Consider the following 9969-nt stretch of genomic DNA (forward strand, 5'->3'; position numbering starts at 1 on the left):
CCTCACCCCACCAACCGCAACCGCTCCGCGCACACCCCCACCCGTACCGACTGCCCCCACGTCAGCTCCACCGAGTCCGTCTCCATCCCGTCCCCGAAGGCGATGAGCCGCTCCGACTCGACGGTGAGGTGCAGACGGGCCGACGCGGTGAGTTCGCCGGCCACCAGCGATGTGCCGGTGGCCGGGGACGGCCAGGCCTCGCGGACGAACCACAGGAGGCGGGACTCGGTGGGGGAGGGCAGGCGCCAGGGACCGCCGCGCTCCTGCCAGACCGAGCGGATCCACCCGGTCGCCCCGGTGCCCGTGCCCACCAGCACCCCCGAGGAGGCCTGGGCCTCGACGACACCCCCGTCGCCCTCCAGGCCCAGGCGGTATCTGGCTGTCTGGTGTCCGACGGCTCCCAGACAGATCTCGTTGAGCGCGACGACCCGCTGGGTGTCGTCGGCGACGGCCTCGACCATGGTCCGCTCCTCGACGCCGGCGGAGCGGGTGAGGACGGCCGGCAGGAGCGATGCCGCGTCACGCGGGCGGTGCCGGACCAACACCCCGGGGTTGCGTCCGGGGTCCGTGTCGATGCCCACCACCGGTTGTCCCGCGAGGTACTTGGCGACGTTCGCCACCAGCCCGTCCTGCCCGACCACGACCACCACGTCCTCGGGTGCGAACAGGAAACGGTCCAAGTCCGCCCGCTCCACGCGTGCCTGACGCCACGTCAGAGGCACCGCCGCGCCGACCTCGGCCAGCGCCTGCCGCGTCCGGCGGTGCCGTTCGGCCAGCTCGGCGATGTCCCGCCCCCGGGAGGAAAGGAAGAACGCGGCCTGCCCGTGCGTGCCGTGCCGGGCCACCAACTCCTCGTACTCGGTGGGGCGATGGACGACGACGGCCCGCGGTGCGAGGCTCACTCCCGCTCCCGTGCACCCAGCTTGGCCAGCAGGCCCGTCAGCACGTCCGGCGACACCGTCACGCTCTCGATGCGCGGCAGGTTCTCCGCGATCCGCGTCCCCGTGAGCGCGTGCAGCGTCGCCGTGTCCACGTCGGCGTGCACCCGCAGCCACGCGGCCTGCGCCTGCGCCCGCGCCTCGCCGACCTCGCGTGCTCCTTCCGCCTCCGCACGGGACAGCCGTACGGCACGAACAGCCTCGGCCTCCGCGAGCTTCACACCCCGCACCGCCTCCGCCTCCGCGAGCCGCACCGTCCGTGCCGCTTCCGCCTCGGCCCGTACGGCGTCCGCCGCCGCGTGCTCCTCGGCCTCCCGCCGGGCGTTCGTGCCGCGCTGGTCGACCAACTGCTCCTCACGGCGGGCGAGTTCGATCTGACTGGCCAACTCGTTCTCGGCGATGGCCCGTTCGCGTTCGACAGCGACCGCCCGGCGTTGGTAGGTCGCCCGGTCGGCCTCCTGCTGGATCTGCTCGCGGGCCGGGGTGCGCAGCGCCCGCTCCACCTCCGGCTCGGGGCGCAGCGCCACCACCCGTACGGCGACCACCTCGATGCCGGTCGCGGGCAGCCGCGGCTCGGCGTCCAGGCCGGCCGCGATCCGCTCGCGGACCGAGCTCACGCCGTCGACCAGCGCGGCCGCCAGCGGCGTACGCGCCAGGACGTCCAGCGCGTGCTGCTGGGCGGTCTCGGTGAGCAGCGTGCCGAGCTGCTCCAGCGGCGTGCCCCGCCAGACGCCCGTGTCCGGGTCGATGGAGAAGTCGAGGCGGGCGGCGGCGACGCCCGGGTCGCTGATCCGGTAGGTGACCGTCGCCTGCACCGCCACGTCCTGGAAGTCGGACGTACGGGCGTGGAAGGTCATCGCCAGTTCCCGGTCGTCGACCGGGACCTCCGACAGCGCGGCGGTCAGCGAACGGAACCAGAAGCTCAGTCCCGGTCCGTCGTGCACCAGCCGGCCCGCGCGATGGTGCCGGATGTGCGTCGTCGGTGCGCCGCGCAGGTGGCGCCAGCCGAGGCGCCGGATGATGTCCGCCATGAGATCCCCTCGTTTTTCGTCTCGCCGACGATAAGCGGCGACCGCGATTATCGTCAATAGGACGAAAACAAGTGCCCGTGGAAACACCTGAGCGACGGGTCAAGACGCCCCCCGATGGTCAGGATGGAGACATGGGATTCCATGTCGACTCCGAGGCCGGGCGGCTGCGCCGCGTCATCCTTCACCGGCCGGATCTCGAGCTCAAAAGGCTCACCCCCAGCAACAAGGACGCCCTCCTCTTCGACGACGTGCTGTGGGTGCGCCGGGCGCGCGCCGAGCACGACGGGTTCGCCGACGTGCTGCGCGACCGCGGTGTGGCCGTCCACCTTTTCGGCGACCTGCTCACCGAGGCCCTGGAGATCCCGGCGGCCCGAGCGCTCGTCCTGGACCGGGTCTTCGACGAGAAGGAGTACGGGGTACTCGCCACCGACCACCTCCGGGCCGCCTTCGAGACCCTGCCCGCCGCCGAACTGGCCGAGGCGCTGGTCGGCGGCATGACCAAGCGGGAGTTCCTGGACGTTCACGAGGAGCCGACCTCCGTGCGCTTCCATGTCATGGACCTGGACGACTTCCTGCTCGGCCCGCTGCCCAACCACCTCTTCACCCGCGACACCTCCGCCTGGATCTACGACGGCGTCTCCATCAACGCGATGCGCTGGCCGGCCCGGCAGCGCGAGACCGTGCACTTCGAGGCGATCTACCGGCACCACCCGCTGTTCCGCGACGAGACCTTCCAGGTGTGGTCGGAGGGGCAGGCCGACTACCCGTCGACCATCGAGGGCGGGGACGTTCTCGTCATCGGCAACGGGGCGGTGCTCATCGGCATGAGTGAGCGGACGACCCCGCAGGCCGTCGAGATGCTCGCGCACAAGCTGTTCGACGCGGGCTCCGCACAGTCGATCGTGGCCCTCGACATGCCCAAGCGGCGTGCCTTCATGCACCTCGACACCGTGATGACGATGGTCGACGGCGACACCTTCACCCAGTACGCAGGGCTCGGCATGCTCCGCTCGTACACCATCGAACCGGGCGTCGGTGAGAAGGAGCTCAAGGTCACCGACCACCCGCCGGAGCACATGCACCGCGCGATCGCCGCCGCGCTCGGCCTCAGTGAGATCCGCGTCCTGACCGCCACCCAGGACGTGCACGCGGCCGAGCGCGAGCAGTGGGACGACGGCTGCAACGTCCTGGCCGTGGAGCCGGGAGTCGTCGTCGCCTACGAGCGCAACGCCACGACCAACACCCACCTGCGCAAGCGGGGCATCGAGGTGATCGAGATCCCGGGGAGCGAGCTGGGGCGGGGGCGGGGCGGACCCCGGTGCATGAGTTGTCCGGTCGAACGGGAGGCCGTATAGAAATGCCAATCATCGTATAGACTTCCAGGGTAATTGTTCTCGTATCCCTGGAGCGCCCCCCATGGCGACAGTCCCGACCGTCCTTGCCGGTCGCCACTTCCTCAAGGAACTCGACCTCACCGAGCAGGAGTTCCTCGGCCTGATCGAGCTGGCCGCCGAGCTGAAGGCCGCCAAGAAGGCCGGGACCGAGACGCGGTACCTGCAGGGCCGGAACATCGCGCTGATCTTCGAGAAGACCTCGACGCGCACGCGCTGCGCGTTCGAGGTCGCCGCCGCCGACCAGGGCGCCTCGACGACGTACCTCGATCCGTCGGGCTCGCAGATCGGTCACAAGGAGTCCGTGAAGGACACCGCGCGGGTACTCGGGCGGATGTTCGACGCGATCGAGTACCGCGGGGACAGCCAGGCCGGCGTCGAGGAGCTCGCGGCGTACGCGGGCGTGCCCGTCTACAACGGCCTGACCGACGACTGGCACCCCACCCAGATGCTGGCCGACGTGCTGACGATGACCGAGCACAGCACCAAGCCGGTCAGGGAGATCGCCTTCGCCTACCTCGGCGACGCCCGCTTCAACATGGGGAACTCCTACCTGATCACCGGCGCTCTCCTCGGCATGGACGTGCGGATCGTCGCGCCGAAGTCCTACTGGCCGGCCCAGGAGATCGTCGACCGGGCGCGTGAGCTCGCCGAGGCCAGTGGCGCCCGGATCACGCTCACGGAGTCACTGGAGGAGGGCGTCACGGGCGCCGACTTCGTGGCCACCGACGTCTGGGTCTCCATGGGCGAGCCCAAGTCGGTCTGGGACGAGCGGATCGCCGCCCTCGCCCCGTACGCCGTGACCATGGACGTCCTGCGCGCCACCGGCAACCCGGACGTGAAGTTCCTGCACTGCCTGCCGGCCTTCCACGACCTCGGCACCAAGGTCGGGCAGGAGATCCATGAGACCCACGGCCTGGAGTCCCTCGAAGTGACCGACGAGGTCTTCGAGTCGGCGCACTCGGTCGTCTTCGACGAGGCGGAGAACCGTCTGCACACCATCAAGGCCGTCCTCGTGGCCACCCTGGCCTGACCTGGTCCTCATGCTTGCCGGCGGCCCGGAGTCACCCCAGGCTCACCGAGGCTTCGGAACCGGTCACACCGGACGCCGCTGAGCCGGCACCGTCGGCAGCCTGAACCACACCGCCTTGCCGGACTCGGTGGCGCGGTGACCGCAGGACGAGCTGAGGGCGCGGATCAGCAGCAGACCGCGCCCGTGCTCCTGCCAGGGGTCCGGCTCCGTGACCGCCGGCAGCGTGAGGTTGCCGGGCGGCGCCGGGTCCGGGTCGTGCACCTCGACCTGGCAGCCGCTCGGCAGCAGCTCCACCACCAGCTCGATCGGCGCGTCCCCGGCGGTGTGCTCCACGGCGTTCGCCACCAGCTCCGCCGTCAGCAGTTCCGCGGTGTCGCTGTCGGCCCCGTGCTCCAGCTCGGCCAGCGCGGTGCGCACCAGGGCGCGGGCCACCGGCACGGCCGCGGCGGAGTGCGGCAGCGCGATGCGCCAGGAGGCGGAGGCGGCGGGGCGTTCGTGCAAGGCGGTTCCGTTCATGAGCAGGCTGTCCTGCTTTCAACCTTATGAATGGTACGGCGCCGCCCGGCAGAGGCATCCGACGGGCACCGTACGGGACCTTCGGCCCCGTTGCAGGCGGCTTACCCGGGTGAACGCCCCGCCTCGCACGGCTGCTCCCGCCGTTACGCGGATGTCGACGAGCCGTGACGGATGTGACGGCGCCGGGTCGGATCCGTGGTCATGTCCCGTGCCGTGTTCCGCGTCGGCGGCAGGCGCCGAGTCATGTCCCGGGTCAAGTCCCGATCCCGGGTCAAGTCCCGATCCCGGGTCAAGTCCCGATCCCGGGTCAAGTCCCGGGCCGGTTTATCGCGCCCTCGTGACGACAGTCACAGATGAGTGATAGCTTCGAAGGACAGAGCTCCGTGAGGCAGTGCCCGCCACCGAACGAGGAGGCCGCACCTCGTGAGTCCCTTCACCGGCTCCGCCGCCCGCACCCCGCACTGGCAGCACCTGCGCGTCGACCTCACCGACGGCGTCGCCACCGTCACCCTCGCCCGCCCCGACAAGCTCAACGCGCTCACCTTCGGCGCCTACGCCGACCTGCGCGACCTGCTCGCCGAACTGTCCCGGGAACGGTCCGTGCGCGCCCTGGTGCTGGCGGGGGAGGGGCGCGGCTTCTGCTCCGGCGGCGACGTCGACGAGATCATCGGCGCCACCCTGGCCATGGACACCGCCCAGCTCCTCGACTTCAACCGGATGACCGGACAGGTGGTGCGGGCCGTACGGGAGTGCCCGTTCCCGGTGATCGCGGCAGTGCACGGGGTGGCGGCGGGCGCGGGCGCGGTACTGGCCCTGGCCGCGGACTTCCGGGTCGCCGACCCGTCGGCGCGCTTCGCCTTCCTCTTCACCCGGGTCGGCCTGTCCGGCGGCGACATGGGCGCCGCCTATCTGCTGCCCCGGGTCGTCGGCCTCGGCCACGCCACCCGGCTGCTCATGCTCGGCGAGCCGGTCCGCGCCCCCGAGGCCGAGCGGATCGGCCTGATCAGCGAGCTGACCGACGAGGGGCGCGCCGACCAGGCCGCCGGGGCGTTGGCCCGCCGCCTGGCCGAGGGCCCGGCACTGGCGTACGCCCAGACGAAGGCGCTGCTCACGGCGGAACTGGACATGCCGCTCGCTGCGGCCGTCGAGCTGGACGCCGCAACCCAGGCCCTACTGATGAACGGTGAGGACTACGCCGAGTTCCATGAGGCGTTCAAGGCAAAGCGACCTCCCAAGTGGAGCGGTCGGTGAGTGCGCCCACCCCAGGGGCGCGGGGAACCGCGCGCCCAGCCCCCACCGGTCCGCGGCCGCCCGAGGCGACAAGCCACCCCCGACGCATCGCGATCACCGGCGGCGGCCCCGGCGGCCTCTACGCCGCCGCTCTGCTCAAACGCCTCGACCCGTCCCGCGAAGTCACCCTCTGGGAACGCAACGCCCCCGACGACACCTTCGGATTCGGAGTGGTCCTCTCCGACGAGACCCTCGGCGGCATCGAGCACGCCGACCCGATCGTCTACGAGGCCCTCCAGCAGCACTTCACCCGCTGGGACGACATCGACATCGTCCACCGAGGCAACCGCCACACCTCCACAGGACACGGCTTCGCCGCGCTGGGCCGCCGACGCCTCCTGGAGATCCTGCACGAGCGCTGCCACTCGCTCGGTGTGGAGCTGAGATTCCGCTCCGAGGCGCCGTACCCGGCCTGGCTCGCGGAGGCGTACGACCTCGTCATCGCCGCCGACGGTGTGCACAGCACCACCCGTGAGGCGTACGCCCATGTGTTCCGGCCCCATGTGACCGCCCACCACTGCCGGTACATCTGGCTCGCCGCCGACTTCGCCCTCGACGCCTTCCGCTTCGAGATCGCCGAGACCGAGCACGGCGTGATGCAGTTGCACGGCTACCCCTACGCGGCCGACGCCTCCACCGTGATCGTCGAGATGCGGGAGGAGGTCTGGCAGGCGGCCGGCTTCGGGGAGCTCGACGAGCAGGAGTCCGTCGAGCGCTGCGCCAAGATCTTCGCGGACGCGCTGGGCGGCCGGCCGCTGAAGTCCAACAAGTCGGCCTGGAGCACCTTCCGTACGGTGGTCAACGAGCGCTGGTCGCACGGCAACGTCGTCCTCCTCGGCGACGCCGCCCACACGGCCCACTTCTCCATCGGCTCCGGCACCAAGCTGGCCGTCGAGGACGCCCTCGCGCTGGCCGCCTGCCTGGAGGAACAGGACTCCCTGGAAAGGGCGTTGGCGGCGTACGAGGAGGAGCGGCGACCCGTCGTCGCCTCCACCCAGCGGGCCGCCCGCGCCAGCCTGGAGTGGTTCGAGAACCTCGGCCTGTACCTCGACCAGCCGCCCCGCCGGTTCGCCTTCAACCTGCTCACTCGCAGCCGCCGCGTCACCCACGACAACCTCCGCCTGCGCGACGCCCACTTCACCGAGGCCGTGGAGCGCGAGTTCGGCTGCCCGCCCGGCACGCCCCCGATGTTCACCCCGTTCCGGCTGCGCGGCCTGACCCTGCGCAACCGGGTCGTCGTCTCACCCATGGACATGTACTCGGCCACCGACGGCCTCCCCGGCGACTTCCACCTCGTCCATCTGGGCGCACGGGCTCTCGGCGGCGCCGGACTCGTCATGACCGAGATGGTGTGCGTGTCCCCCGAGGGCCGGATCACGCCCGGCTGCACCGGTCTCTACACGGGCAAGCAGGCCGAGGCCTGGAAACGGATCACCGACTTCGTGCACACGCAGGCCCCCGGCACCGCGATCGGTGTGCAGCTCGGCCACAGCGGGCGCAAGGGCTCGACCAAGCTGATGTGGGAAGGCATGGACGAGCCCCTGGACGACGGCAACTGGCCGCTGGTGGCCGCGTCCCCGATCCCGTACAAGCCCTTCAGCCAGACCCCGCGCGAGCTGTCCCGCGCCCAACTCACCGACATCCGCGAACAGTTCAGCTCGGCCGCCTGGCGAGCCGCCCGCGCCGGGTTCGACCTCCTCGAACTGCACTGTGCGCACGGCTACCTGCTCTCCGGCTTCCTCTCCCCGCTGACCAACCGCCGCACCGACGCCTACGGCGGCTCACTGGCGAAGCGGCTCCGCTTCCCGCTGGAGGTCTTCGACGCCGTACGGGCCGCGTGGCCGGAGGAGAAGCCCCTGACCGTCCGGATCTCCGCCACCGACTGGGCCGAGGGCGGGACCACGGCGGAGGACGCCGTCGAGATCGCCCGCGCCTTCGCCGCACAGGGCGCCGACGCGCTCGACGTGTCGACCGGGCAGGTCGTGGCCGACGAACGGCCGGAGTTCGGGCGGTCGTACCAGACGCCGTACGCGGACCGCATCCGCCACGACACCGGAATCCCGGTGATCGCCGTCGGCGCGATCTCCTCCTGGGACGACGTCAACTCCCTGGTTCTGGCGGGGCGCACGGACCTGTGCGCGCTCGGCCGCCCGCACCTCTACGACCCGCACTGGACGCTGCACGCGGCGGCCGAGCAGGGTTACGACGGGCCGGGCGTCGCCTGGCCGACGTCGTACCGGGCGGGCAGCCGCCGCCCGCAGACGGGACGGACGGATGCCCCCAAACCCCGTCTCAGTCTCGGGAGTTGAGCTCGGTCATCCCCGCGGTCAGCGTCGCGCCGTCCGCCGGGTCGATCAGGATGAACGCGCCGGTGCGCCGGGAGAGCGCGTAGTCGTCGAGGGCCAGCGGCTCGGCCGTGCGCAGGGTGATCCGGCCCAGGTCGTTCACCGTCAACTCGGTTGCTCCGGCCAGGTCCTCGACGATCGCCTTGACGGTCCGGGTCGTGTGCCTGACCAGCACGCGGTCGCCGACCTTCAGCGGGCGGTCGGCCAGGTGGCAGACCGCCGCCCGGACGTCCCGGGTGAGCGCGGGGACATCGACCCCGGCGGTGATCATGTCGCCGCGCGAGACGTCCCGCTGGTCGGCCAGACGCACACCGACCGGCTGCGGTGCGTACGCCACGTCCGTGGCGACGCCGAGTACGTCGATGCCGGTGATCTCGGAGGTCTCGCCGGACGGGTGGACGGTGACCCGGTCGCCGACCCGTAGCGTGCCCGACGCCAACTGGCCCGCGTAGTACCGGACTTCGCCGTCCCGGATCACGTACTGGACCGGGAAGCGCGTCGGGGCGTCCGCGGCCCCGGTGCCGACGGGCACGTTCTCCAGGAGCTCCAGCAGGGCCGGCCCGTGGTACCAGTCCATGTGCGCCGAACGCTCCACGACGTTGTCGCCGACGAGCGCCGAGACCGGGATCGCGGTGAAGCCGGGCAGGCCCAGCTCGGCCGCGTGGCCCGCGAAGTCCTCGACGATCCGGTCGAACTCCTTCTCCTCGTACCCGACCAGGTCCATCTTGTTGACGGCGAGGACCACGCGCGGGACGCGCAGCAGGGCGGCGACGGCGGCGTGCCGGCGGGTCTGCTCGACGACGCCGTTGCGGGCGTCGATCAGGACGATCGCCAGCTCGGCGGTGGAGGCGCCGGTGACCATGTTGCGGGTGTACTGCACATGGCCCGGGGTGTCGGCGAGGATGAACCGGCGGCGCGGGGTCGCGAAGTAGCGGTAGGCCACGTCGATGGTGATGCGATGGTGATGCCCTGCTCCCGCTCGGCCCGCAGCCCGTCCGTGAGGAGCGCCAGGTCCGGGGCGTCCTGGCCGCGGTTGCGGGAGGCGTGCTCGACGGCCTCCAGCTGGTCGGTGAGGATCGACTTGGAGTCGTGCAGCAGGCGGCCGACGAGCGTGGACTTGCCGTCGTCCACGGAGCCGGCCGTGGCGAACCGCAGCGTGTCGATGGTCGTGCTCATGGTTAGAAGTACCCCTCGCGCTTGCGGTCTTCCATCGCGGCCTCGGACATCTTGTCGTCGGCGCGCGTGGCGCCCCGCTCGGTCAGACGGGAAGCGGCGATCTCGGCGATCACCTTCTCGATGGTGTCGGCGTCGGAGTCGACGGCACCCGTGCAGGACATGTCGCCGACCGTGCGGTAGCGGACCTGCCGCTTCTCGACGGTCTCGGTGTCCTTCGGGCCGCCCCACTCACCCGCGGTCAGCCACATG

Annotated in this window: 7 protein-coding genes and 2 pseudogenes; 4 read left to right on the forward strand and 5 right to left on the reverse strand. The window is 71.4% G+C overall.

Annotation, left to right across the window (positions count from 1 at the left end):
* Window positions 1-2 precede the first annotated feature (2 nt).
* Together ADK57_RS25005 and ADK57_RS25010 are read right to left on the reverse strand one after the other, a co-directional pair.
* On the reverse strand, window positions 3-902 hold the full coding sequence (locus tag ADK57_RS25005; RefSeq protein ID WP_053751791.1) for an NAD(+)/NADH kinase: 900 nt from the start codon (window positions 900-902) through the stop codon (window positions 3-5).
* Window positions 899-1969, reverse strand: a complete 1071-nt coding sequence (locus ADK57_RS25010) for an SPFH domain-containing protein (RefSeq protein WP_053751792.1) — start codon at window positions 1967-1969, stop codon at window positions 899-901. Before ADK57_RS25010 ends, ADK57_RS25005 begins: the two co-directional genes overlap by 4 nt.
* 131 nt (window positions 1970-2100) lie before the next feature.
* On the opposite strand from ADK57_RS25010, the gene ADK57_RS25015 reads away from it, so the two are divergent.
* Both ADK57_RS25015 and argF read left to right on the forward strand, forming a co-directional pair.
* Window positions 2101-3324, forward strand: a complete 1224-nt coding sequence (locus ADK57_RS25015) for an arginine deiminase (RefSeq protein ID WP_053751793.1) — start codon at window positions 2101-2103, stop codon at window positions 3322-3324.
* Window positions 3325-3385: 61 nt separating this feature from the next.
* Window positions 3386-4393 (forward strand): ornithine carbamoyltransferase, encoded by a 1008-nt coding sequence (argF, locus tag ADK57_RS25020; RefSeq protein WP_053751794.1) that lies wholly within the window; start codon window positions 3386-3388, stop codon window positions 4391-4393.
* 63 nt (window positions 4394-4456) lie between these two features.
* Here the strand turns inward: argF and ADK57_RS25025 are convergent, their stop codons facing one another.
* Complete coding sequence (locus ADK57_RS25025; protein ID WP_053751795.1) at window positions 4457-4909, reverse strand: ATP-binding protein; 453 nt, start codon at window positions 4907-4909, stop codon at window positions 4457-4459.
* A gap of 423 nt (window positions 4910-5332) precedes the next feature.
* Between ADK57_RS25025 and ADK57_RS25030 the strand changes: the two genes are divergently transcribed.
* Both ADK57_RS25030 and ADK57_RS25035 read left to right on the forward strand, forming a co-directional pair.
* A complete protein-coding gene (locus ADK57_RS25030; RefSeq protein ID WP_053751796.1) occupies window positions 5333-6160 on the forward strand; it encodes an enoyl-CoA hydratase family protein in 828 nt (275 codons plus the stop codon).
* Window positions 6157-8508, forward strand: a complete 2352-nt coding sequence (locus ADK57_RS25035; RefSeq protein ID WP_234390407.1) for a bifunctional salicylyl-CoA 5-hydroxylase/oxidoreductase — start codon at window positions 6157-6159, stop codon at window positions 8506-8508. Before ADK57_RS25030 ends, ADK57_RS25035 begins: the two co-directional genes overlap by 4 nt.
* Here ADK57_RS25035 and ADK57_RS25040 read toward each other — a convergent pair.
* Window positions 8492-9720: pseudogene (locus ADK57_RS25040) on the reverse strand (sulfate adenylyltransferase subunit 1). The gene ADK57_RS25035 and the pseudogene ADK57_RS25040 overlap by 17 nt on opposite strands.
* 2 nt (window positions 9721-9722) lie before the next feature.
* Window positions 9723-9969: pseudogene (locus tag ADK57_RS25045) on the reverse strand (sulfate adenylyltransferase small subunit); the annotation flags it as partial.

Origin of the sequence: Streptomyces sp. MMG1533, assembly GCF_001279775.1 — a bacterium.
Lineage (GTDB): Bacteria > Actinomycetota > Actinomycetes > Streptomycetales > Streptomycetaceae > Streptomyces.